We start from the raw sequence: 23463 nt of genomic DNA, 5'->3' as shown, positions 1-23463 counted from the left end.
GTCGGGCGGGCTCAGCAGAAGTCCACCTCGTAGTCGACCACCACCGGCGCATGGTCACTCCAGCGCTCGGCGTAGCTCGGTGCCCGGTCGATCTCGGCCGACAGCACCGTGGCGGAGAGATCAGGGGTGGCGATCTGATAGTCGATGCGCCAGCCGGAGTCGTTGTCGAACGCCTTGCCGCGCCAGGACCACCACGAATACGGCCCGGCCACCTCTTCGGTGACGTGACGCACCACGTCGACCCAGCCGGCCGCGAACAACGCATCGAACCAGGCGCGCTCGGCGGGCAGGAAGCCGGCCTTGGTCAGGTTGCCCTTCCAGTTCTTCAGGTCCGCCTCGCGATGAGCGACGTTGAGGTCTCCGGTCAGCACCACGGCCCGGCCCTCACCCCGCAGCGTGTCGAGGCGGGCGCGGGCGGCGTCCAGGAAGCGATGCTTCTCGTCCTGGCGCGGCGTGCCCGCCTCACCGGTGTGTACGTAGGCGCTGATCGCCGTCAGCAGCCCGGACTTCAACCCGGTGATCGCATAGTCGGCCTCGACCCAGCGCCCGGCGCCCTCGAACTCGGCAGGCCCCACCCCCTGCCGGACGGCGCGCGCCGGTACCCGGCCCAGCACCGCCACCCCGGCGCGTCCCTTGGCGGCCCCCTCTTCGTGGACGCCGTGCCACCCGGCGCCCAGGGCCTCGTGCAACAGCTCGTCGGTGGCCCGGATCTCTTGCAGGCACAGCACATCCGGGCTGCGTTTGGCCTGCCAGGCGGGCATGCCGCGGCGGACGGCGGCGCGCACACCGTTGACATTGACACTCGCCACGCGGATCACCTGAGCGACGCTACCGGGCGTTGCATGGTCACAATGACGGATGAGCATCCTCGACGACGCCCGAGCGCTGGTGGGTGAGCTGACGGCGCTGCGCCATCGGCTGCACCGTCACCCCGAGGTCGGCCTCGACCTGCCGCGCACCCAGCAGGCGGTGCTCGAGGCACTCGAACCGCTGCAGCTCGAGGTCACCACCGGCACGTCCTGTAGTTCGGTGACCGCAGTGCTGCGCGGCGGTGCTGCCGTCACCGGCCCGAAACCGGGCGAGGGCAGGGACCGCCGCGGTGAGGGCGGTGCGCCGCGGCGCCCCGTCGTCCTGCTGCGGGCCGACATGGATGCGCTGCCGGTGACCGAGGACGCCGACGTCGAGTACCGCTCGCGGGTGGACGGGGTGATGCACGCCTGCGGCCACGACCTGCACACCGCGATGCTGGTGGGTGCCGCCCGACTGCTCACCGCGCGGCGCGACCAGCTGGCCGCCGATGTGGTGCTGATGTTCCAGCCCGGTGAGGAGGGCTACGACGGGGCCGGGCACATGATCGCCGACGGCGTGCTGCACGCCGCGGGACGCCTGCCCGATGCGGCCTACGCGCTGCACGTGCTCAGCAACCAGAGCCCGCGCGGCACGGTGACCTCGCGGGCCGGCGCGATGATGGCCGCCAGTGACGCGTTGCGGGTGAGCGTGCACGGCCGCGGGGGGCACGCGGCATCCCCGCATCTGGCCGCCGACCCGATCCCGGCCGCCTGCGAGATGGTGCTGGCGCTGCAGACCGCGCTGTCACGATCGGTGGATGCGTTCGCGCCGGCGGTGCTCACGGTCGGCACGTTCCACGCCGGCACCAAGCGCAACATCATCCCCGAGGTGGCGAGCTTCGAGGCCACCGTGCGCACCATCGACCCGGCGACCTCAGCGCTGATCGCCGAGGTCGCACGACGCACGTGTGAGGGCATCGCCGCGGCACACGGGGTGAGGGTCGAGGTCGACCACCAGAGCGAGTACCCGGTGACGGTCAACGACGCGGACGCCGTCGACCGGGCGATGTCGGTCGCCGCCGAGTTGTTCGGCGCGAAGGCCTGCGTACGCATGCCACAGCCGATCGCCGGGTCGGAGGACTTCTCACGGATTCTCGCCCAGGTGCCCGGTGCGATGGTGTTCCTGGGGGCCATGGTGGACGGCGCTGCGCCGGGTCGGGCGCCCGGCAATCACTCGCCCCAGGCGCGGTTCGACGACCGGGTACTACCGGACGGCGCGGCGCTGTTGGCCGAGCTCGCCCTCCGGTCGGCCTAATCGGCTCAGCGTCGAATCCGTTGCGTGACCAAAGGTTTTGGTCACCATGCGTCCAGACGGGCGTACTGCGGGTTACATGCCTTGACCTGAGCGAGGTCGAAGTTCAGGGTGAGTCACCCCGCACCCTCAGGAGAACGACCATGACCGTCACACACCGTCGACCATTGCACTTCGCCGTGTCATTCATTCGGCGCCGTCGAGCGATGGCGATCGGCGCCGCAACGTTGGCAGCTGCCACGATGCTCACCGCCGCCGCCCCGGCTCAGGCGCACGCGAACCCCACGGTGCGGGTGATGACCCGCAATCTCTATCTCGGGGCGAGTCTGACCCCGGCGCTGACCGCCACCGATACGCCGTCCTTCCTCGGCGCGGTCGCGAAGATCTACGGGACCGCGCAGTTCACCGACTTCCCGACGCGGGCCGAGGCCCTTGGCGGACGAGATCAAAGCGACTCGGCCGCAACTGATCGGGCTGCAGGAGGTGAGCGTCTGGGAGACGTCGGGGCCCGGCGTCCCGGCGACCCTGGACTTCCTGACAACGCTGCAGTCGGCGCTGGTCGCGCGCGGGCTGAACTACCGGGTGGCGGCCACCTCGGCCAACGCGAACATCGGCCCGGTGCCCTTGGTGTCCCCGTGGGTCGACCGTGGTGGGCGCCTGCCTGGTGACCCTGAAGGACCGGGACGTGATCCTGGCGGATGCCGGTGACCGGCGGCTGCGGTGGTGGGGAGCAAAGAGCGGCAACTACACCGCACAGCAGACGTTCACCCCGCCGGTGCCCGGCAGCTCGCCGGTGTCGTTCGACCGGGGGTGGGCCTCGATCGAGGGATCGTATGCGGGAGAGCGCTTCCGGATGGTGAACACCCACCTCGAGACCGAGGACTTCGCCGCCGTTCAGGAGGCCCAGACGGCCGAGTTCCTGGCCGGGCCGGCCCGCTCGCGCGGCGCGGTGATCGCCACCGGCGACTTCAACTCCGCCGCCGACGGGTCGACCACCCGCAGTTACGCGCTGTTGACCGCCTCGTTCCGCGACGCCTGGAATCCTGCGACGCTCGGCACCGGACTGTCGTGCTGCCAGAACGAGACCCTGACCAACGGCACATCGCAGGCGGCGACGCGCATCGATCTGCGTGCTCGGTCGGCACGGGGTGCGCCCGGTGACCTCACGGCTCGTGGGTGGTGTCCCGTTCCGGACGACGGCGGCGCCGCTGTGGGCCTCGGATCACGCGGGGGTGGTGGCCACGCTGCGGCTCGACGGCTGACCCCCGGCGGCGTCCGTTCCCTGCTCGCGGAACGGACGCCGCATCGTCCGGGGCCGAACGTCCCGGCGAGTCCAGACCCGGAACAGGACATCCTCCAACCATCCCCTTTGACCAGCCATCCCGAAGATCGGCGTCCTGCACTGTTGCCCGACCTGCGAGCGGAGTCCTCGGCATGACCATCGATCGGCAGCGCCCATCGCGCCGTCGATCTGGGTCGGGCCCGTCGGCGCGGCGGCACCAGGGCCGCCATCCACTCGGCGGGCTCCTCGCTCTCCTGATCTTCCTGCTGGCCGGGGCCGGCGCCGGATCGACTCAGGCGGCGCCGACAGCGCCGGCTCGGGGCGCGTCACCGTCCTGCAGGTGGCCGACGCGGCCGACGCCGCGACGACAGCCATGACGACGCCACAGCAGGCAGCCGTCGGACGCCGGGATCTGCCCGTGCGATCCCTGGCACTGGCGCCGCGCCCCAGCGACCTGATCTACGCCGTTCACCACTCCCAGCGCCTGCTGGCCGCTGCCTCCCGCCAGCACCTGACGCACTCGCGGGTTCAGGACCGTCCGCTGCTCCTGGGCCTGGCCCTGGTCGTCCTGCTGGCCACCCTCGCCGGCACCCGATCAGCGGCTGGTGCTGCCCTCATCGGTGGTCGTGCCCGCTACGGGGCCGATGTCACGCCCGCCCGGGCGCCCCCGCCGCTCATCTGAGTTCGTCCGCCAACCAGTGCACAGTCCCACTGGGCACGCCCTGGCGTGAGCCGCTACAGGGCTCACCAGCTCCGCCCAGGGTTCTCGCTCTCTTCCGGCATGCCCGAGGCCAGGTGGCCGATCTGCGTGATCGATGCCATCCGCGCCGCGCTGCCGCCTGCCATCGACACCAGGACGGTCGATCATGTCTGTCTCTTCTCATGCCCCGCCCACCCGTGACCACGGCTCGCTCCGAACCCTGCTCACCGAACTCGCCCACGACGTTCGCGACAGCGGGCGCGATCTACTACCCATCGTTCTCGTGGTCGCGTTCTTCCAAGCCGTCGTGCTGCGGCAACGGTTACCCCACCTGGAGCAGATCCTGACCGGCGCGGTGATGGTGGTGCTCGGCCTCGCCTTGTTCCTTCGCGGCCTGCAACTCGGCCTGTTCCCGATCGGCGAGACCATGGCCCACGGATTCGCCCGCAAGGGCAACATCTACTGGCTCGCCGCGTTCGCGTTCGCCCTCGGATTCACCACCACCGTCGCGGAGCCTGCGCTGATCGCCATCGCCGGCGAAGCGGCGCGCGTCGCGGCCGAGGGCTCGGTGATTCAGCAGACGGCCGAGGCCCGAGCCGGCTACGCCTTCGGCCTGCGGCTGACCGTCGCACTGTCGGTCGGCTCGGCGATCGTGCTCGGCGTCGTCCGGATCATCAAGGGCTGGCCGGTGCAGCGCTTGGTCATCGGTGGGTATCTCGGCGTCGTGGCCGCGACGTTCTTCGCCCCGCCCGAGATCATCGGCATCGCCTACGACGCCGGGGGCGTGACCACATCAACCGTGACCGTTCCGCTGGTCACCGCTCTCGGGGTCGGCCTGGCCTCCTCGATCAAGGGCCGCAACCCGATGATCGACGGGTTCGGGCTCATCGCGTTCGCATCCCTGACGCCGATGATCTTCGTCATGGGCTACGGGATGGTGGCGAGATGATGCAGTTCGTGCACGAGTTGGGCGTCGGCCTGCTCGGAACACTGCGAGACATCCTGCCGATCGCCACCGTCCTGCTCGGGTTCCAGCTGGTCGTGCTGCGGCGGCCGGTGCCACACCTGCGCCGTGTCCTGGTCGGATTCGCCCTCGTGCTGGTCGGCATGGTGCTGTTCCTGGCCGGTCTGGACGACGCCCTGTTCCCCCTCGGGCGGTTGATGGCCGAACAGCTCACGGACCCCACGTTGGTGAGCGGTGGCCGTCCGGGCCCGGTGACGTGGACGGACTACGGATGGGTCTACCTGTTCGCCGCCCTGATCGGCTTCTCGACCACGGTGGCCGAGCCAGCGTTGATGGCGGTGGCCCTCAAGGCCGAACACGTCTCCGGCGGAACGATCAGCGCCGTGGCGTTGCGGGTCGCCGTGGCCCTGGGGGTGGCGATCGGCATCAGCCTGGGCGCCTTCCGGATCGTGACCGGAACCCCACTGCCGTTCTACATCATCACCGGCTACGTGCTGGTCTCCCTCCAGACCTTGTTCGCGCCCCGTTCGATCATCGCCCTGGCCTACGACACCGGAGGGGTGACCACCTCGACCGTGACCGTGCCGCTGGTGGCTGCCCTGGGATTGGGGTTGGCCAGTACCGTGCCTGGACGCAATCCGGTGCTGGACGGGTTCGGGCTCATCGCCTTTGCGAGTCTGTTCCCCATGATGACGGTGATGGCCTACGCGCAACTGGGCCACTGGCGTGCGCAACGAGGCAGGTCGTCGGGTGCCAACGGAACGGGAACGAGCAGACTGGCTCCGGCGCTGCGGCCGCCCCGTTCGCGACCCATCCCCCACCCCGTGTTCCGGCCCGCCCCGATTCCACAGCCGGAACGCATCTCTCAGCCCCCCGCCACCCCCGAGAACAGGACGGTATGACGTTCACTTCAAACTGATCATCGCGATGGTCGAGGACGAGCACACGGATCGCGTGCTGACCGCGGCCCGCGGGGCCGGGCCACGGGGGCCACGGTGGTGGAACAGGCGCGAGGCGAAGGACTCGAGCCGGCCAAGACCTTCTTCGGCCTCGACCTGGACAGCAACCGAGACCTGATCCTGCTCTTGGTCGAGGAGCACCTGAGTCGCCGGATCCTCGAGCACATCGCCCGGGTGGGCCGCTTCGAGGAAGAGCCGGGTAACGGCATCGCCATTCAGATCGACGTCGAGGACGCCGTCGGTGTCACCCATCAGACCCAGAAGCTCCGTTACACCGTGGAGGACGAACTGTGAGCACTCACCCCGTGATCCGGGTCAACGACGTGATGAAGCGGCACGTCGACATCGTGCAGGGCCAGACCAGCGTCGCCGACGCCTTGCGCACCATGAAGCACGTCGACACCAAGTGCCTGATCATCGACAAACGCCACCCCGAGGACGAGTACGGCATCGTGCTGCTGTCCGACATCGCCCGCCACGTGTTGGCCACGAATCGGTCACCGGAGCGAGTGGACATCTACGAGATCATGTCCAAGCCGGTGCTGACCGTCTCACCCACGATGGACATTCGCTACTGCGCCAGGCTGTTCGACAAGTTCGGCCTGTCCCGGGCGCCCGTGGCGCAGCGGGGCGAGATCATCGGCCTGGTCAGCTATACCGATCTGGTCTTCAAGGGCATGCTGCGCACCCTGTGACCCGCACACAATCCAGGACGGCCGGACACCCGACGCGCCGAGTGCGCCACTGTTGACCCGTGACCTCGTCGACCCCTGTCGTCCGCATCGCCACCCGGCGGGCCAAGCCGGGGTGCGCCCCCGCCTACGAGGCGTTGCTGGCCGGCATGTTCGAGGACGTCAACAGCACCCGGGCTTCGTCGGCGCCCAGATCATTCCGCCGGCCGAGGTCTCGGGCGAGTACCAGGTGGTGCTGCAGTTCGAGTCCGAGGCGGGCATCGACAGCTGGAACCGTTCCGCCGAGCGGGCGCAGTGACACGCCCGGCTGGACATGGTGGCCGAGGGCGCACCGGAACACCGCCACTCGAGCGGACTCGAGGCCTGGTGCGCGGTTTCCGGCGCTGGCTCACCCCGTGACGCCGCGCAGCCTCGCATCGAAGAACTGCTCCACCTGCTGCCGGTAGGCGTCGCTCTCCAGCCCGCTCAAGGCGGCGTGATCGAGGTCGGGCACCCACCACACCTGGGTCCCCTTCGGTGCCGCTGCCACCATGGCCTCGGTGTCGGCCGGCGGCGTGTGGACATCGTCGAGCCCGCCGATCACCAGGAACGACGAGTGAGCCCCGGCGATCACCGTCACGGGTGACAACCGCCCTGGGGCGACCCCGAGGCGCGGGTAGGACTGATAGCTCAACGTGGGTTCGAGCGCCGTCGCCAGCACTGGCCCCAGCACGGAACGCAGGCGATGGGCCGTGGCCTGGCGCAGTTCGGGGTAGACCGCCTGCAGCACGATGGCCGGCGCCGGGATCGGCCCCTCGTCGCCGATCAGGGTGGCCGCCCCACCGAGCGAGACCCCGACGATGCCCACCGGCGCTCCGTTCTGACGTTGCTGCAGCCAGCGGTAGCCGGCCCAGGCATCACGCGACTCCAGCAGGCCGAAGGAGTGCTCGGCCGCCGCGGACTCGCCGTGACCCCGCAGGTCGATCGTCAGGACGGCGTACCCCTGGCGGGCGAACCAGGCCGCGTTGCCCGCCATCACCGCCCGCGAGGAGTTGTTGCCGTGCAGCAACAGCAGCCCCGGGGCCGCCGCGCCGGCACCGGACCGATTGCCGGACCGATCGCCGGGCCAGTAGGTGCCGGCGAGGGACAGCCCGTCCGCCGACCGCAACCGCACGTCCTGAGTCGGTGCGACGGCAGCGGGCACGTCCGAGGTGGTGGACCGGGTCAGCACGCTGCCCGCCACCCACGGCCCGCCCACACCACCGAGCAACACCAGGACGGCGAGCAGCCGCCGGATCGTCCTCCCCGAGGCACCCTCACGTGTCGTCCTCCGACGTCCCGCTCAGGCCTGGCGCTCGGCGGCCTCGACCACGTTGCTGATCAGCATCGCCCGGGTCATCGGGCCGACCCCGCCGGGCATCGGCGCCACCCAGGCGGCGACCTCCCGGACGGCGGGCGCGACGTCCCCGACCAGGCTGGCCCCGCCGTCGCGCTCGACCCGGGTGATGCCGACGTCCAGCACCGCCGCCCCCGGCTTGACCATGTCGGCCGTGATGATGCCCGGCACACCTGCCGCGGCGACCACGACGTCGGCCTTGGCCACGTGCGCGGCGAGGTCCGTCGTCCCGGTGTGGCACAAAGGTCACGGTGGCGTTGACGTCTCGGCGGGTGAGCAACAACCCCAGCGGGCGGCCCACGGTGACGCCGCGGCCCACGACACACCTCGGCGCCCTTCAGCGACACCCCGTGCCGGGTCAGCAGTTCGACGATGCCGCGCGGCGTGCACGGCAGCGGCGAGGCCATCGGCCGGCTCACGTTGAGCACCAGGCGGCCGAGGTTGGTCGGGTGCAGCCCGTCGGCGTCCTTGTCGGGATCCATCAGCTCCCAGCACGGCGTCCGCATCGAGCCCCTTCGGCAGCGGCAGCTGCACGATGTAGCCGGTGCACGCGGGGTCGGCGTTGAGCCGGGCGACGGCCTGCTCGACGTCCGCCTGGGTGGCTGTGGCCGGGAGGTCGACCCGGATCGAGGCGATGCCCACCTCGGAACAGTCGCGGTGCTTGCCCGCGACGTAGGCGTGGCTGCCTGGGTCCTCCCCGACCAGCACAGTACCCAGCCCGGGCCGGATGCCGCGCTCGGCGAGCGCGGCAACCCGTTGGGCGAGTTCGGCTTTGACGGCCTTCGCGGTCGCCTTGCCGTCGAGGATGCGAGCGGTCATCGCGTCACCACTTCTCGAGGTCGGCGTACAGCGGGAACGCCTCGACCAGCTTGTCGACCCGAGACCGCAGCGCCGCGACGTCGCAGGTCGGCTGCAGCGCGGCGGCGATGATGTCGGCCACCTCGGTGAACTCGCCGTCGCCGAAGCCGCGGGTCGCCAGTGCCGGCGTCCCGATCCGCAGCCCGGAGGTCACCATCGGCGGTCGGGGGTCGAACGGCACCGCGTTGCGGTTGACCGTGATGCCGACCTCGTGCAGCCGATCCTCGGCCTGCTGGCCGTCCAGGGTGGAGTTGCGCAGGTCGACCAACACCAGGTGGACGTCGGTGCCACCGGTGAGCACCGAGACGCCGGCCTGCTGGGCATCGCCCGCGCTGAGTCGCTCGGCGAGGATCTGCGCGCCGCGGATCGTGCGCTGCTGCCGTTCGGCGAACTCGGGCGTGCCCGCCACCCCGAACGCCGCCGCCTTGGCCGCGATCACGTGCATCAACGGTCCGCCCTGCTGGCCGGGGAAGACCGCCGACTGGAACACCTTGGCGTGGTCCTCGGTGCCCGACAGGATCATGCCGCCCCGCGGCCGGCCAACGTCTTGTGCGTGGTCGAGGTGGTGACGTGGGCGTGCGGCACCGGGTTGGGGTGCAGGCCCGCCGCCACCAGCCCGGAGAAGTGCGCCATGTCGACCATGAGCAGCGCGCCCACCTCGTCGGCGATCGCGCGGAAGGCCGCGAAGTCGAGCTGCCGCGGGTAGGCCGACCAGCCGGCGATGATCAGCTTGGGCCGGTGCTCGAGCGCCTTGGCCCGCACCACGTCCATGTCGATCCGGAAGGTCTGCGGGTCGACGCCGTAGGAGGCGACGGTGTAGAGCCGGCCGCTGAAGTTGATCTTCATGCCGTGCGTCAGGTGCCCACCGTGGGCCAACTCCAGGCCGAGGATGCCGTCACCGGGCCGGATCAGGGCGTGCATCGCCGCGGCGTTGGCCTGCGCACCGGAGTGCGGCTGCACGTTGGCGTAGGCGGCTCCGTAGAGGGCCTTGACCCGGGCGACGGCCAGCCGCTCGGCCTTGTCGACCTCTTCGCAGCCGCCGTAGTACCGCTTGCCCCCGGGTACCCCTCGGCGTACTTGTTCGTCAACACGCTGCCCTGGGCCTCGAGCACGGCGCGCGGCGCGAAGTTCTCGCTCGCGATCATCTCGAGCGTGCCGCGCTGACGGGACAGTTCACCGTCGAGGATGGCAGCGAGTTCGGGGTCGATCTCGGACAGCGGCGCAACGGTGTGCGAGACGGAAGTGGCGACGTGCTGGTCCGGCATGGGGAGCTCCTCGTGACATCGAACCTCGGCGGGCAACAGTTCACGGCCCGGGCCCAGGCGGACGACCCTCGGACACGACACGCGCCGCTCCCCGGTGGTGGCCCACCTACGCCAGTCGCGGCACGCGCGAGTCTAACCCGCCGTGGCACTCGAGCACGGATCCCGGTGTTGCTCCCGAGCACAGTGCACCAGGGGCGAGGCTCCTCGTCCACCCCAGACGTTGTGTCCATCGCAATCCGTCTCGCGATACGCAACAGGTCAGCCAAGCAGCTCTGCCGGATCTCGTCGGCCAGGTTCGACATGCCCACCACCGTGAAGGCCGGCGCGCCGGCACCTGCTGCGCGTTCCACGCCGAGCAGCACGGCCGGCGAGCGCGCCCGGGCGCAGTCCGTGGCGACGTCCAGCATCGCCGAGGCGACGTCGACCGAGCGCTGGCGCATCCCGCCCGGTTGGCGCCACCAGGGCCGGGCCATCATCCGCGCGACCGCCCCGAAGGTCGGGTCGACGACGTCCACGCTGCGGGCGGTGTAGATCTGGTGCGAGATGTCCTGAGCCACCCGGTCACCGGCCTTGTAGCGCCAGTACCCGGTAGCCGGGTCATACCCCCGACGCAGCCCCGAGCGCAGCGCGGCGATCAGGGCATCGACCTCGCCGGCGCGGTGGGTGGACAGTGCCCGAGCCTGCACCAGGAACGCCGCCGCCCCGTGGGACACGTTGTAGACACAGGGTTTCGCCCGGTCGTACCGCGAGTTCGAGTACGCCAGGCAGCGCCCTGATCGAGTCGCGGCATCGCCAGCAGGGCATCGATGGCCCCGTTCAACGCACCGCCGTCCGCATCGTTCTTGCGCGCCTCGAGCAGCACCCAGCCCACGTGTCCGGCGGTGGTCACGGTGTAGGTCGTGGACGCCGGGTTGCGGGTGCCGTCGCCGAAGGCGTCCCAGGCCGTCCCGAGGCCGTACCCCCCTGCTGCCACACCTGAGCGGCCGCGTTCGCGGCCGTGGGGGTGAACGCCGCCGCCGTCACGTAGCCGGCACCCTGAGCCCTGACCGTCGTCGCCGCCTGACCGTCGTCGCCGCCGGGGCCGCCGCTGCGCGCAGCCGGGCCACGACGGCACTCCACCGAGCTGCGGCGACCTGGTCGGCCAGGGCCGGGCCGTCGCTCAGCGCCAGGCTGGGCCGACCGGTTCGGTGGACCGTTTGATCCGGCCGGCGTCCACGCGGTCGAGGGTGACCCGCACGGCACCGGCCAGCGCGGGCACCGTCGCCGCCGCAGGCGTCGCGGCACACGACCGAGAGCCGGGACCGGCCGGCCGGGACCACGCCCGACCGGTGCAGGTCTGCCGACCCAGAGTCAGAGAGATGCTGCCCTGGGTGGCCCGCGGCACCCGGACGAAGGCCATCGCGGTCACCGTGGACCGTGCCCCGAGCCGCGGCGTGCCGTACAGCACCGCCGCCTCGATGACGCCGGCCGAACCGGGCGTCGTCCCGGCGGTCCGTGCCGAGGACGGCGGCGCCAGGGCCACCGACGAACCGGCCGCCACGATCACCAGGGCGGCCGCGGCCGTCGTCCGGCTGAGCCTCACCTGTGGGGCATCGGGCGTTGTCGCGCTCGGCTGGATGGGCCTGTCAGGGGAACTGTCGGCTCACAGCACTGCGGCCCCGGTCGGGTGACCGGGGCCGCAGGGTGATTCAGCTGATCAGATCAGACCCAGCTTGGCGACCGCGTCGCGCTCCTCGGCCAACTCGGCCACGGAGGCGTCGATCCGGCCACGGGAGAACTCGGAGATCTCGAGCCCTGCACGATCTGCCACTCGCCGTTGACGGAGCGGCACGGGAACGAGGAGATCAGACCCTCCGGCACGCCGTACGAACCGTCTGACGCGATGGCGGCCGAGGTCCAGCTGTCGTCCGGGGTGCCGAGCACCCAGTCGTGCACGTGGTCGATCGCCGAGGACGCCGCCGAGGCCGCGGACGACGCCCCGCGGGCCTCGATGATCGCCGCGCCGCGCTTGGCCACGGTCGGGATGAAGGTGCTCTCGAGCCACGCCTGGTCGTTGATGACCTCGGCGGCCGGGCGGCCGTCGATGGTGGCGTGGAACACGTCCGGGTACTGGGTCGCCGAGTGGTTGCCCCAGATGGTCATGTTCTTGATCGCCGTCACCGGAGCACCGGTGCGCTCGGACAACTGGGCCAGTGCCCGGTTGTGGTCGAGCCGGGTCATCGCGGTGAACCGCGTGTTCGGCACGTCGGGTGCCGAGGCCGCAGCGATCAGCGCGTTGGTGTTGGCCGGATTGCCCACCACCAGCACCCGGATGTCATCGGCAGCACCATCGTTGATGGCCTTGCCCTGTGGGCCGAAGATGCCACCGTTGGCCTCGAGCAGGTCGCCCCGCTCCATGCCGGCGGTACGCGGCCGGGCGCCGACCAGCAGGCCGACGTTGGCACCCTCGAACCCCGCGGTCGGGTTGTCGAAGATGTCGATCGAACTCAACAGCGGGAAGGCGCAGTCGTTCAGTTCCATCGCGGTGCCCTCGGCCGCCTTCACGGCCTGCGGGATCTCCAGCAGCCGCAGGGCGACCGGGGTGTCCGGGCCGAGCAGCGCGCCGGAGGCGATCCGGAACAGCAACGCGTAACCGATCTGACCGGCAGCGCCGGTGACCGTGACCTTGACGGGGGCCTTGCTCATCAGAACTCCTTCGTTCACGGGTGGTACAGACGTCAGGGGGCATCGACCGCGGGCAGGTCGACCGAAGGGCGTGCCGCAGCGATCAGGACGAGGCCTGCAGGTTCTCGTCCAGCGCCGCCAGGAAGCCCTCGGTGGTCAGGAAGGCCTGGTCGGGACCGACCAGCAGCGCGAGGTCCTTGGTCATCTTGCCGCTCTCGACGGTCTCGATGCAGACCCGCTCCAGCCGCTCGGCGAACGCGGTGACCTCGGGTGTGCCGTCCAGCTTGCCGCGGTGCTTCAGGCCACCGGTCCAGGCGTAGATCGAGGCGATCGGGTTGGTCGAGGTCGGCTTGCCCTGCTGGTGCTGGCGGAAGTGCCGGGTGACCGTGCCGTGGGCGGCCTCGGCCTCGACGGTCTTGCCGTCCGGGGTCATCAGCACGCTGGTCATCAGACCGAGCGAGCCGAAGCCCTGCGCCACGGTGTCGGACTGCACGTCACCGTCGTAGTTCTTGCAGGCCCAGACGTAGCCGCCCTCCCACTTCATCGCCGCAGCGACCATGTCGTCGATCAGGCGGTGCTCGTAGGTCAGGCCGGCCGCGTCGTACTCGGCCTTGAAGTCGGCGTCGAACACCTGCTGGAAGATGTCCTTGAAGGCGCCGTCGTACGCCTTGAGGATCGTGTTCTTGGTCGACAGGTACACCGGGTAGCCGCGCTGCAGGCCGTAGGCGAAGGACGCCCGGGCGAAGTCCTCGATGGACTTGTTGAAGTTGTACATGCCCATCGCGACACCACCGTCGGGGCCGTAGTTCGCCACGACGTGCTGGATCGGCTCGGAGCCGTCCTCGGGGGTGAAGGTGATGGTCAGCTGACCCGCACCGGGCACCTTGAAGTTGGTGGCCTTGTACTGGTCACCGTGGGCGTGACGACCGATGACGATGGGCTTGGTCCAGCCCGGCACCAGCCGCGGGATGTTGCTGATGATGATCGGCTCACGGAACACCACACCACCGAGGATGTTGCGGATCGTGCCGTTGGGGCTGACCCACATCTTCTTGAGCTTGAACTCCTCGACGCGGGCCTCGTCCGGGGTGATGGTCGCGCACTTGACCCCGACGCCGTACTGCTTGATGGCGTTGGCCGAGTCGATGGTGACCTGGTCGTCCGTGGCGTCCCGGTGTTCGATGCCCAGGTCGTAGTACTTCAGGTCGATGTCGAGGTACGGGTGGATCAGCCGGTCCTTGATGAACTGCCAGATGATGCGGGTCATCTCGTCGCCATCGAGCTCGACGACTGGGTTGGCGACCTTGATCTTGGCCACGGGCGGCTCTCCTTCGGGCACACTTGGCGGGACGCACTTGTCGGTGGGGTGCAGCCTAGCCAGCGGGTCGATCCGCGAGCCGATACCGGGTGTGCGTTTGCGCACGTGCGGCCCGGATGTCGCCGAACGGCGGCGATCCTGCCGCACGACCACCCCAAAGAGGATCACACTGGGGCCGATGACTCACCCGGCCCACTGTCACTGATTCGAGAGGGGATCCCGATGACCACGACACCCGCCTTGTCATCGCGTCTGGGCGCCGAGTTCCTGGGGACGTTCTGGCTGGTCTTCGGCGGGTGCGGCACGGCCGTGCTCGCCGCGGCCTTCCCCGACGTGGGCGTCGGCCTGCTCGGCGTGTCGATCGCCTTCGGCTTGAGCGTGCTGACGATGGCCTACGCCGTCGGCCACGTCTCGGGCGGCCACTTCAATCCCGCCGTCACCGTCGGTCTGGCCATGGCCAGGCGCTTCGGGTGGAAGGACGTTCCGGCCTACGTCATCACCCAGGTGATCGCGGGCTCGACCGCTGCCGGCGCACTCTGGGTGGTGGCGAGCCAGCAGACCGGCTTCGACCGGGCTGCCGTCCGGGCTGCCGGCTTCGCGGCCAACGGTTTCGGCGACCACTCCCCGGGCAAGTACTCCATGCTGGCGGCGCTCGTGATCGAGATCGTGCTCACGGCGTTCTTCCTCTACGTGATCCTGGGCGCCACCGACGGGCGCGCCCCGGTGGGCTTCGCCCCATCGCCATCGGTCTGGCGCTGACGCTCATCCACCTGATCTCGATCCCGGTGACCAACACCTCGGTGAACCCGGCGCGCAGCACCGGTGTGGCGCTGTTTGCTGACCCATGGGCGCTGCAGCAACTGTGGCTGTTCTGGGTGGCCCCGTCGTCGGTGCCGTGATCGCCGGCGCCACCTACGGCCTGATCACCGGCGAGGCACAACGTGGTCAAGATCGAGGGCAAGACCCGCAGGTAATCCCTTCCACCCGTCAACGGCGGGATTCGGTGTCGCCAGAGCGCACGGAATCCCGCCGTTGTCAGTCGGGCACCCTGGGGAGGCGGCAGGTGGGGCCACACCGGTGAGGGTGACCGGTCCAGCCGCCCACCTGGAGGGCGGCCCCGACCTGACCGCCACCGTGCACGGCTGCCCGCCCACCTCGCGCCAGCCGTAGCGCAGTGTCCGATCACCGCTGATCACGAGGTCGTTGTCTCGTCGACGATCCAGCCAGGCGTCCTCTGCCGGGTGAGCCCGCGCGCCGTCCAAGTCGACGACCAGGTGGTGGGCTCGATAGCGGACATCGCGGTACCGGCGGGTCGACCCGGACGAGCCGTCGGCGACAACGGTCTCGGCGACGTTGCGCTCCCCGCGCGGCAGACCGTGACGACGCTCCACGTCACGCCGAAAGCAGTACTCGAGCCGAGATTGGACGCCGTCCGCAGCCTCTTCGGTCAGGTCGAGGATCAGCGACCGCCACCGTTGCCGTTGCCGCTCGGCGAGGGCGGCCCGCAGCCGCTGTGGGGTCGTGACGCGGCGTTGTAGCACCTGGAGCACCAGACCGACCACCGCGTCGACACTCGTCAGTGCACCGACTTCGGCCAGCAGCGCGTCCTCGGCCGCCAGACGCGGCGGGCAGGCAGCCGGACGCGGCCGAGTGCCCAGGCATCGACTGCCGACGATCAGGACGCCGGGGACCTGGACCACCGACCGGCCATGGGGAACGCCGATGCGGATGGGCTGCGGCGGCCCGTCCAAGGCCCCGGCGAGCCACAGCGCACTTGCACCCGCCACCACGGCATCGCGCCCGGAATACAGGATCGCTGCCCACAGGCGGCTCATGGTCGGCAGTGGGCCGGTGAAGGTCGCGTAGACGCCCGGGTGGACACGCTGCCATCGGCTGGAGTCGAGGAATGCCCGGACCATGCCGGGGGTCATCCCGAGGTCGAGGGCCTGTGCCCGACCGATGACACCGGCCTGGTCAGCGGCCAGACGGGTCACGACCATCCGCAGCCGCTCATCGCCCACACCCCGAACCCTGCCCGAACCACCCCGAGGCCGGGCGGCTCGCCGGAGCGCCTGTGGACAGTGGGACGACGCGCACGCAGCTGTGGATAACCAGCCGACCGTCAACGGCGGGATTCGGTGTCGCCAGAGCGCACGAAATCCCGCCGTTGTCCGCTTGTCGGGGTTGTCGGGGTTGTCGGGGTGCGACCGGTCAGGCGGGTGGGGTCCAGGCGGGGTTGCGGCCGGCGAAGCCGAGCAGACGGTGCAGCGCGGGGGCGTCGTCCGGAACCGGTACCTCGGGAGCGAAGAATCCGCCACCGCCGTCCTCGGAGCGGTACTCGGGCGCGATCATGCCCTCGAAGAACTCGCGGGCGGCATCGCACGCCGCATCGGATGGTGCCCAGTGGCGGCCGCTGGCCACCGACAGGTCCCAGCCGTGGATCAGGTACTCCCCCAGCGCCATCGCCGCCACGGCCGACCCGTCCATGCGCGAGGTCGACATCACCACCTGGCGGCCCAGCACGTCACCCACGAGGGCAGCCTCGAGGCGGGCGGCGCTCTCGCGGACCACCTCGGCGGGAGCCCGCTCGTCATCGGTGGCGCGGTAGGCATCGGCATCCGACCGGGGCGAGGTGCGGTCGGGATCGGACAACGCCACCGCGAAGTGCTGCAGCCAGCCCAACACGTGGTCGCGCAGACCGGCCACGGTGAACGAGGCGCACGGGGTCGGGGCGGGCAGCGCGGCGTCCGGCACCTCGACCGCCTCGGCCAGGTCTGCCAGAACGGGCCGGAACAGAGCGGCGGTCGCCGCCCCATCGGTGAAGACGGCCGGAGCGATGGCCGGAAAGTACGGGATCTCGTCGGTCGCATTGGTCATGCCCCCACCGTAGGCAGCACCCGGACCGACCGGATTGAAGGTTCGCGACAACCTCGCCGCCGTTAGGTTGGGGGCGATGACCGACTCGCCACCACCCCGGCTGCCGGCCGACACCCGGGGCATCGTCGACCCGGCGACCATGGCCCGCTACGTCACCCTGCACCGCTACCCCGCCGGCGTGGTGCTCGAGGGTCTGGTGGAGTGGTTCTGGGCGGTGAGCTGGCAGTTGCCCGACGGTCACGAGCACGTGCAGCAGGTGTTGAACCACCCCAGTGGCCACATCAGCGTCGGCACCACGGACGAGACGGGAGCCAGCGCCGAGCGACCCGCCGGCCGGGTCTACGGGCTCATCACCAGGATGTCGCAGCGGCACCTGGTGGGTGAGGGGTGGACGGTGGCCGCCAAGACCACCACCGGAGGGTTGGGGGCTCTGATCGATCGCTCGGCGCGCGCCGTCACGGACCACCAACTCACCCTGGACGACGCGTTGCGCCTCGACGGCGGGTCGCTGGTGGCGCGCATCGTCGACGCCGGCATCGAACCGGACCGGATCGACCTGCTGCGCGAGGCCCTGGAGTCGGTGGTGCGCCGACGTGATCCGCAGCGCGTGGCCCAAGCCCGCGAGGTGGCGCGGGTGGCGCGCATCGCCGAGACCGACCGGCGCGTGATGCGGGTCGAGCAGCTCGCCGCCGAGGCCGGGGTGAGCGTGCGCACCCTGCAGCGACTGTTCGGTGAGTTCGTCGGCGCCGGGCCGGCCTGGGTGATCCGGCGTTGGCGGATCATCGAGGCCGCCGAGCGCGCCGGTGGCTCCTCGCTCGCGACGCCCGGGCCGGGCTGGGCGGGCTGGGCCGAGCTGGCCGCCGAACTCGGCTACAGCGACCAGGCGCACCTCACGCGCGACGTCCGGGCGCACCTCGGGATGCCGCCGGGCCGGTACCGCGCCCGTCAGTCGAACCCGGCGTCAGCGGCCGATGTCCGCCCCGATCTCCCACGGGGCCACCGGGGAGTGGTCGAGCACCCAGGTCTCGACGTCCTGCATCAGCCCGGTCACCACCAGCACCCCGACCACGACGAACAGCACACCGAGTCCCCGCCGCCACGGTGAGTGCGGATCGGCCGCCCAGCGCAGCCGGCGCACCGCCCGCTGCCCGAGCAGCGCGACCAGCAGCAGGACGGCGACCAGCCCACTCACGTAGGTGGCCAACAGCACCAGGCCCCGCACGGGTTCGGCGGGAAGCACCGTCACCACGACATAGGCGTACAGCGGGCTGCACGAGGTGAACACCGGCCCGAGCGCGGCCCCGGTGAGCACCGCCCCGACCAGGCCGCCACGCCGGTGCGCCGCCGCCAACCCCCCGGCGCTGCGCGACCCCAGACCGGTGACCACCGTGATCCGGCTCCAGACGTCGGGCAGCAGCTCGGCCAGCCCGAGGGCGATCAGCAGGCCGCCGCTGAGCCACCGCCACGCCGAGACCGGGACGTCGATGAGGGCCGTGGAAGCCTTGAGCAGCAGGGTGAAGGCGGCAACCGACGCCCCCAGTGAGACGGTGATGACCAGTGCTCTGCGGACGGCGCGCGCGTCGGCCGCGCCGGACACGGCCCCGCCGACGATCACCGGCAGCAGCGAGAGTGCGCACGGGGCCAGCACGGTCAGCGCCCCCGCCACCAGCGCCCCGACCAACGCGGTGGGTACCTCCATCAGAGGGTCTTGGCCTTGATCGCCTCACCGGTCTTGGTGCCGGTCCACTTCGCCAGCTGTGCGCCGTCCGGGCCGATCTGGACGAAGGTGTGCTGCTGGGTGATGCCGTAGGTCTTGCGCAGGTCGGTGGCGGTGTCGTAGTCGACCTTGACCACGGTCAACCCGGCCGGTACTCCATCGGCGGTCAACGAGGCCTCGGTGGCTCGGCAATCGGGGCACCAGGAGGCATGGAAGAAGTACACGACCTTCGTGCCGGCGCGGCTCGCGGCGTCCTTGTCGTAGTCGGCCTGGGCCAGGTAGGCCCCGGCCGGCATCGCCGAGGCGGCAGGTGAGGGTGCCGCCGCGGCCGCCGACGTGGCCGCCGATGTGGCGCTCGCCGACGCCGCCGGGGACGTCTCGGCGGTCGATCCGCAGGCGGCCAGGGACAGGGTGGCGGCCAGCATCAGGGGTAGCACGGTGATCCGCACGGGCTCTTCTCCTCACAAGGGGGGACAGGTTCGGTGTCCCCAGGGAACGCGCAAAGCCGCCGATCCCCCAGCGCTACGGCTGATCCGTCATCACCTCGTAAGAGGTCAGGTGTCGCCAGCGGGCAGGCGCAGGGTGAACGTGCAGCCGGAGCCGTCGTCCCGGTTGGCCACGCTCACCGTCCCCTGATGGGCACCGGCCACCTCGGCGACGATGGCCAACCCCAGGCCCAGCCCACCACCGCCCCAGGCCAGGGGCAGCGATGGGCTGGTGCCGCCGCGGGCAGGATCACCTCGCCAGCCGGCCTCGAACACCCGGGGCAGGTCCGCCTCGGGGATCCCGCCGCACCCATCGTCGACCACGATGTCGATCCAGGGCCCGGTGCGGTGAGTGCTGACCGTGACCAGTGCACCGGCGGTGCCGTGCCGCACCGCGGCGCGGGCGCTGTGCTGCACCGCATTGCGCACCAGGTTGATCACCGCCCGGGTCACCGAGGCGACGTCGAGATCGGCGCCGGCGCCGCACAGGGCACCTGCCTCGACACCGACCCCGGCGGCATCGGCGAGCGGCATGACGGACTCGACCGCATCGGAGACCAGATCGTCGACGCGCACCCGTTCGCGGGGGCGCACCGGGCCGCCGGCCAGGTCGTGCATCCCGTGCATCCGGGACAGCTCGGCGATGTCGTCGACCATGGCGTTGAGCCGGTCGACCTCGCGCACGATCCGCTCCCCGGTGCTCGTCGGATCGTCGATCACGTTCTCCTGCAACGATTCAGCGAGCGCCCGAACCCCAGCCAGAGGGGTCCGCAGGTCGTGCGACAGCCAGCCGATGAGCTCCCGCCGGCTCTCCTCGACCTGCTCGGCGCGCAGCCGATCGGCCCGCTCGCGGGCAGCATGTTCCTCCATCGCCGAGACTCGCCGAGCGAGCAGGACGCCGATCAGCGCCGCCAGGGGCGCACCGGCGGCGAGCACGAACAGCACGGTGCGGTAGTCGTCCTCGGCGACCACCATGGCCCGGGTGGCCACCGCGACCCCGGCGGCCAGTGCCGCCACGACCACAGCGGGGGCCGCCCGAGCCGCGGCGGCCGGGCGCCCGAAGGCCAGGCGCCACAGCCCGAACGCCCCGGCCGAGGCGACGGCCGCGGTGGTTCCTGCGGAGACCAGGACGGCGCTCAGCTCGGGTCGCATCGCATCCGCCTCACGCGTCGCCGCCTCACGCGTCACCGTCCCAGCGATAGCCGCGCCCGAAGACGGTGACCAGGAGGGACGGCCGGGACGGGTCCGGCTCGATCTTCTCCCGCAGCCGCCGCACGTGCACGGTCACCGTGGACTCGTCCCCCACGTCCCAACCCCACACCTCACGGATCAGCTGGTCCCGCCCCGCCACCACGCCCGGGTGACGTACCAGCCAGGCCAGAAGATCGAACTCGCGAGAGGTCAGGGCCAGCTCCGCACCCTCGCGCAGCACCCGACGTCCGGCCAGGTCGACGGTCAGGTCTCCCGAGGTGACCACGACGTCCACCGGGTGCGGGGAGGGCGCACTGCGGCGCAGCACCGAACGCACCCGCAGCTCGAGCTCGCGCAGGCTGAACGGTTTGGTGACGTAGTCGTCGGCCCCGACCTGCAGGCCCTGGACGCGTTCGTGTTCCTGGCCACGGGCGGTGAGCATGATCACGGGTGTCTCGCGTCGGAGTGCCCGCACCCGGCGAAGCACGTCGAAGCCGCCCAGCTGCGGCAACATCAGGTCGAGCAACACCAGGTCGGCTCCGCGGGCCGCGAATTCCTCGACCGCCGACGCGCCGTCGGCGACGCAGCGCACCTCGTACCCGGCCCGGCGCAGGTAGACGCCGACCGTCTCGCGGACGGTCGCGTCGTCCTCGACCAGCAGGATGCTCGTCACTGCACGAGCCTAGGTCGCGCGGCCCCACCGCGGGCCGTGCCCCGGCCGTCCCGTAAGAAGCCGGTAAGGAGCCACCACAGGTGGGGCACGTCAGCCGGCGGTGCGCTCCGCAGGCGAGGCCTTGCGCACCACGAGCCGGCTCCAGGCGCCCAGGTAGATCCGGCCGTCGTCGGTCAGCTCGACCCGCCCCGAGACCGGGTCGGTGGGCAGTGGCTGGCCGGCGCCACCCACGTAGGTGCCGTTGGCCGAGCCCAGGTCCTCGATCCACCAGCGCAGCCCGTCGGTGGTGAGCTGCGCGTGCCGACGCGAGACCCCGGTGTCACCGGTGACATCGACCTCCGGGTGGATGTTGCGGCTGGTCGAGGTCCGCCCGATCAGCACGCTGCGCTGGCGCAGGGGTACCACCACGGGCATCCCGGCGGACGGACACGGGTCGTCGACGTCCTGGGCGGCGTGCCAGTCGGGGTCGACCCAGACCTCCACCACCCACTCGATACCGTCCGGGGGCTGTGCGGTCGGCGGCAGCTGGGCCGGAGCCGGATCGCTCGGCGGTGGCTGCACCGTCACGGCAGGGTCGGACGACCCGGCGTCGACTGCCTGCGGAGCGGGCGGAGCGCCATCCGGCGGAGCCAGCGGCCGGGGCATCTGCCCGGTCACGAAGTCGTAGCCGCAGCTCTCGCAGAACAGGGCGGCCGCCGGCTGCGTCGAGGCACAGTTCGGACACTCCTGATCGGTCGCCGCGACCGAGGCGGGCGGGGCGGCCGGAGCAGCGGAATCCAGGTCGAGGCTGGACCCGGCGGCGGCCGCGCCGGGCAGGCTGGGCGGGGCCGCGCTCGGCGCGGCGGCACCCGGAGCGGCAGGGCCGATCGGCGCCCCGCAGACGTCGCAGTAGTCGCTCGCCGCCGAGGTGTGCCCGTCCGGGCAGGTGTAGGTGCTCATCCGTGCGTGTCCCTCCGTGTCCTGCCGTGTTCCACCGTGTCCACCGTGTCCAGCCCGCTGTCTGCTTCTCGCCCGGCTACTTCTTGACCCGGGTGGTCTTGGTCGAGCTGGTGTCCAGCGCCATCTCGTCGAGCCGGTCGACGTTGCGCTTCAACGCCACCTTGCCGGTCACCGCGTCCTCGACGTCGACCACCTTCTTCAACCGGGTGGTGGCCTCGGCATTGCCGGTGGCCTCGGCCAGCTGGACGGCGCGACCGAGCTTGAGCCGGGCCGTCGCCTCGTCGCCGGCGGACCGCGCCGCCAGACCTGCCTGGATGGCCTCGGCCAGCTCGGCCTGACCGGTGTAGTGCGCCACCTCCGGGTTGATCCGGGTGGTCAGCGCGTCGTTGTCGGACCAGAGGGCCTTCACCAGCGAACTGGCCACCACCTGGTCACGCACCACGAGCTGCACCCGGGCCGCGAGCTGCTCGGACCCGATGGGCTTGGCCGGCAACCGCACAGCGACGTGGTAATCGCGGGACTCGTCACCCCAGGCGCCGGTCGGGAACCCCGCGGTGAGCGCATTGACGTCGATCCGGCGGCCGGTCAGGTCCTCGACCTGCGGCGCGACCTGCCGGACGAACAGCACCTGAGCGCCCTGTGGCGCCCAGACCCGCAGCTGGGCATCGGCCACGCCGCGGCTCATCGCCTGCTGCATCAGCTCGGCGAACACCCTCGGCATGGACGCCGAGTCCGGGATCAGGTCGACGGTGCCCAGCAGGGCGGTGGCCACGCCCCGCAGTTCGGCGACGTCCCAGTCGACCCCGGCGCCGCGGCAGTCGCATTGGAACACGCCCTGCGCATCGCGCACCGAGGCGGCCAGCACCTCGGGCTGCTCGCTCTGGTTGCGACCGTCGGTGAGCAGGATGGCGTGCCGCTGGGTCGCCCGCGGCATGCTCTCGAAGATTCGTTTGGCCAGCCGCAACCACGACCCCATGGCGGTACCACCACCGGCGACCAGCCGACCGACGGCCCGCTTGGCCTCGGCGCGGGCGCCGGGCTCCATCATCACCATCGCGGTCTCGGCGTTGGGGTAGGGGAACACCCGATTGGCGCCGTCGGTACCGGCCACGATCGCGAACCAGGTGCCGTCCAGGATCTGCTCGACAGCGGCCGCCGCCGCGGTCTGGGCCGCGATGATCTTGTCGCCCTGCATCGAGCCGGAGGTGTCGACGATGATGATCTCGGCGGCCTCGCCGCCCTCACCGCGCCCCGCCTCACCGGCGCCCGAGCAGGTGACGGTGACCACGGCGTGCACGTCCGTGCCGCCATCGGGCAGGAACTCGTTCTGGAACACGTCGGCGGTGAATTCGGCCACGTCAGCTACCTCGCTATCCCCTCGATACCCAGATCAGACCATGCAGG

Annotated in this window: 21 protein-coding genes and 6 pseudogenes; 12 read left to right on the top strand and 15 right to left on the bottom strand. The window is 71.1% G+C overall.

Annotated elements, in window-relative coordinates; translation table 11 throughout:
• Positions 1-11: 11 nt before the first annotated feature.
• Complete coding sequence (xth, locus tag IPK24_10990) at positions 12-866, bottom strand: exodeoxyribonuclease III (protein MBK8076070.1); 855 nt, start codon at positions 864-866, stop codon at positions 12-14.
• On the opposite strand from xth, the gene IPK24_10985 reads away from it, so the two are divergent.
• From IPK24_10985 to IPK24_10945, 9 genes and pseudogenes are all read left to right on the top strand, one after another.
• The gene (locus tag IPK24_10985) at positions 859-2103 is read left to right on the top strand and encodes an amidohydrolase (protein MBK8076069.1); all 1245 of its coding nucleotides are present in this window, start codon (positions 859-861) and stop codon (positions 2101-2103) included. The two genes, xth and IPK24_10985, sit on opposite strands and share 8 nt — an antisense overlap.
• Before the next feature lie 480 nt (positions 2104-2583).
• Entirely contained in the window at positions 2584-2808 is a 225-nt protein-coding gene (locus tag IPK24_10980) for a hypothetical protein (GenBank protein ID MBK8076068.1), read from the top strand.
• Entirely contained in the window at positions 2786-3538 is a 753-nt protein-coding gene (locus IPK24_10975; GenBank protein MBK8076067.1) for a hypothetical protein, read from the top strand. The genes IPK24_10980 and IPK24_10975 overlap by 23 nt, the downstream gene beginning before the upstream one ends.
• A 184-nt stretch (positions 3539-3722) precedes the next feature.
• Positions 3723-4064, top strand: coding sequence for a hypothetical protein (locus IPK24_10970; protein MBK8076066.1), 342 nt, complete (start codon positions 3723-3725; stop codon positions 4062-4064).
• Positions 4065-4248: 184 nt separating this feature from the next.
• Entirely contained in the window at positions 4249-5031 is a 783-nt protein-coding gene (locus IPK24_10965; protein ID MBK8076065.1) for a DUF1538 domain-containing protein, read from the top strand.
• On the top strand, positions 5031-5948 hold the full coding sequence (locus tag IPK24_10960) for a DUF1538 domain-containing protein (GenBank protein MBK8076064.1): 918 nt from the start codon (positions 5031-5033) through the stop codon (positions 5946-5948). Before IPK24_10965 ends, IPK24_10960 begins: the two co-directional genes overlap by 1 nt.
• A gap of 25 nt (positions 5949-5973) precedes the next feature.
• Positions 5974-6299: pseudogene (locus IPK24_10955) on the top strand (P-II family nitrogen regulator).
• Positions 6296-6700: a CBS domain-containing protein gene (locus tag IPK24_10950; protein MBK8076063.1), complete on the top strand. Its 405-nt coding sequence runs from the start codon at positions 6296-6298 to the stop codon at positions 6698-6700. The pseudogene IPK24_10955 and the gene IPK24_10950 overlap by 4 nt, the downstream one beginning before the upstream one ends.
• Positions 6701-6752: 52 nt before the next feature.
• Positions 6753-6995, top strand: coding sequence for a hypothetical protein (locus IPK24_10945; GenBank protein ID MBK8076062.1), 243 nt, complete (start codon positions 6753-6755; stop codon positions 6993-6995).
• A 90-nt stretch (positions 6996-7085) separates the two neighbouring features.
• On the opposite strand, the gene IPK24_10940 is transcribed toward IPK24_10945, so the two are convergent.
• From IPK24_10940 to IPK24_10930, 3 genes and pseudogenes are all read right to left on the bottom strand, one after another.
• Positions 7086-7907, bottom strand: a complete 822-nt coding sequence (locus tag IPK24_10940) for an alpha/beta fold hydrolase (GenBank protein MBK8076061.1) — start codon at positions 7905-7907, stop codon at positions 7086-7088.
• Positions 7908-8018: 111 nt separating this feature from the next.
• Positions 8019-8891 (bottom strand): annotated as a pseudogene (locus IPK24_10935) (bifunctional methylenetetrahydrofolate dehydrogenase/methenyltetrahydrofolate cyclohydrolase).
• 4 nt (positions 8892-8895) lie between these two features.
• Positions 8896-10195 (bottom strand): annotated as a pseudogene (locus IPK24_10930) (serine hydroxymethyltransferase).
• A 300-nt stretch (positions 10196-10495) separates the two neighbouring features.
• Between IPK24_10930 and IPK24_10925 the strand changes: the two are divergent.
• Complete coding sequence (locus tag IPK24_10925; GenBank protein MBK8076060.1) at positions 10496-10726, top strand: hypothetical protein; 231 nt, start codon at positions 10496-10498, stop codon at positions 10724-10726.
• Positions 10727-10829: 103 nt separating this feature from the next.
• Here IPK24_10925 and IPK24_10920 read toward each other — a convergent pair whose 3' ends face one another.
• From IPK24_10920 to IPK24_10905, 4 genes and pseudogenes are all read right to left on the bottom strand, one after another.
• Complete coding sequence (locus tag IPK24_10920) at positions 10830-11168, bottom strand: hypothetical protein (protein MBK8076059.1); 339 nt, start codon at positions 11166-11168, stop codon at positions 10830-10832.
• A 186-nt stretch (positions 11169-11354) separates the two neighbouring features.
• Positions 11355-11777, bottom strand: coding sequence for a hypothetical protein (locus IPK24_10915; GenBank protein MBK8076058.1), 423 nt, complete (start codon positions 11775-11777; stop codon positions 11355-11357).
• 114 nt (positions 11778-11891) lie between these two features.
• A pseudogene (locus IPK24_10910) lies at positions 11892-12880 on the bottom strand (malate dehydrogenase).
• 82 nt (positions 12881-12962) lie between these two features.
• The gene (locus IPK24_10905; protein ID MBK8076057.1) at positions 12963-14177 is read right to left on the bottom strand and encodes an NADP-dependent isocitrate dehydrogenase; all 1215 of its coding nucleotides are present in this window, start codon (positions 14175-14177) and stop codon (positions 12963-12965) included.
• Between the two features lie 222 nt (positions 14178-14399).
• Here IPK24_10905 and aqpZ point away from each other — a divergent pair.
• A pseudogene (gene aqpZ / locus IPK24_10900) lies at positions 14400-15258 on the top strand (aquaporin Z).
• A gap of 1130 nt (positions 15259-16388) precedes the next feature.
• Here aqpZ and IPK24_10895 read toward each other — a convergent pair.
• Positions 16389-17054 carry a TIGR03086 family protein gene (locus IPK24_10895; GenBank protein ID MBK8076056.1) on the bottom strand — a complete coding sequence of 222 codons (666 nt, stop codon included), beginning with the start codon at positions 17052-17054 and terminating at the stop codon, positions 16389-16391.
• Between the two features lie 667 nt (positions 17055-17721).
• On the opposite strand from IPK24_10895, the pseudogene IPK24_10890 reads away from it, so the two are divergent.
• Positions 17722-17997, top strand: a pseudogene (locus IPK24_10890) (helix-turn-helix transcriptional regulator).
• Between the two features lie 18 nt (positions 17998-18015).
• Here IPK24_10890 and IPK24_10885 read toward each other — a convergent pair.
• The 6 genes from IPK24_10885 to IPK24_10860 all read right to left on the bottom strand — a co-directional run bounded on the left by IPK24_10885 (position 18016) and on the right by IPK24_10860 (position 23416).
• Positions 18016-18753: a cytochrome C biogenesis protein gene (locus tag IPK24_10885; GenBank protein ID MBK8076055.1), complete on the bottom strand. Its 738-nt coding sequence runs from the start codon at positions 18751-18753 to the stop codon at positions 18016-18018.
• Positions 18753-19196, bottom strand: a complete 444-nt coding sequence (locus IPK24_10880; GenBank protein ID MBK8076054.1) for a thioredoxin family protein — start codon at positions 19194-19196, stop codon at positions 18753-18755. The genes IPK24_10885 and IPK24_10880 overlap by 1 nt, the downstream gene beginning before the upstream one ends.
• A gap of 129 nt (positions 19197-19325) precedes the next feature.
• Positions 19326-20444 carry a HAMP domain-containing histidine kinase gene (locus IPK24_10875; GenBank protein MBK8076053.1) on the bottom strand — a complete coding sequence of 373 codons (1119 nt, stop codon included), beginning with the start codon at positions 20442-20444 and terminating at the stop codon, positions 19326-19328.
• Positions 20434-21120, bottom strand: coding sequence for a response regulator transcription factor (locus tag IPK24_10870; protein MBK8076052.1), 687 nt, complete (start codon positions 21118-21120; stop codon positions 20434-20436). Before IPK24_10870 ends, IPK24_10875 begins: the two co-directional genes overlap by 11 nt.
• A 90-nt stretch (positions 21121-21210) precedes the next feature.
• A complete protein-coding gene (locus IPK24_10865) occupies positions 21211-22059 on the bottom strand; it encodes an FHA domain-containing protein (GenBank protein ID MBK8076051.1) in 849 nt (282 codons plus the stop codon).
• Positions 22060-22135: 76 nt separating this feature from the next.
• Positions 22136-23416, bottom strand: a complete 1281-nt coding sequence (locus IPK24_10860; GenBank protein ID MBK8076050.1) for a VWA domain-containing protein — start codon at positions 23414-23416, stop codon at positions 22136-22138.
• Positions 23417-23463: the final 47 nt, after the last annotated feature.

Source organism: Kineosporiaceae bacterium, from assembly GCA_016713225.1.
In the GTDB taxonomy this organism is placed as follows: domain Bacteria; phylum Actinomycetota; class Actinomycetes; order Actinomycetales; family Kineosporiaceae; genus JADJPO01.
Note: the sequence above shows the minus strand (reverse complement) of the source record. Positions and strands in the feature narration are given on the sequence as shown.

What these genes read in the sequence shown, in the direction of transcription:
- IPK24_10965 (MBK8076065.1), top strand. Translation starts at nt 4,249, where the DNA reads ATGTCTGTCTCTTCTCATGCCCCGCCCACCCGTGACCACGGCTCGCTC.
- IPK24_10960 (MBK8076064.1), top strand. Translation starts at nt 5,031, where the DNA reads ATGCAGTTCGTGCACGAGTTGGGCGTCGGCCTGCTCGGAACACTGCGA.
- IPK24_10985 (MBK8076069.1), top strand. Translation starts at nt 859, where the DNA reads ATGAGCATCCTCGACGACGCCCGAGCGCTGGTGGGTGAGCTGACGGCG.
- xth (MBK8076070.1), bottom strand. Translation starts at nt 866, where the DNA reads ATGCTCATCCGTCATTGTGACCATGCAACGCCCGGTAGCGTCGCTCAG.
- IPK24_10895 (MBK8076056.1), bottom strand. Translation starts at nt 17,054, where the DNA reads ATGACCAATGCGACCGACGAGATCCCGTACTTTCCGGCCATCGCTCCG.
- IPK24_10865 (MBK8076051.1), bottom strand. Translation starts at nt 22,059, where the DNA reads ATGAGCACCTACACCTGCCCGGACGGGCACACCTCGGCGGCGAGCGAC.
- IPK24_10925 (MBK8076060.1), top strand. Translation starts at nt 10,496, where the DNA reads ATGCCCACCACCGTGAAGGCCGGCGCGCCGGCACCTGCTGCGCGTTCC.
- IPK24_10880 (MBK8076054.1), bottom strand. Translation starts at nt 19,196, where the DNA reads ATGCTGGCCGCCACCCTGTCCCTGGCCGCCTGCGGATCGACCGCCGAG.
- IPK24_10885 (MBK8076055.1), bottom strand. Translation starts at nt 18,753, where the DNA reads ATGGAGGTACCCACCGCGTTGGTCGGGGCGCTGGTGGCGGGGGCGCTG.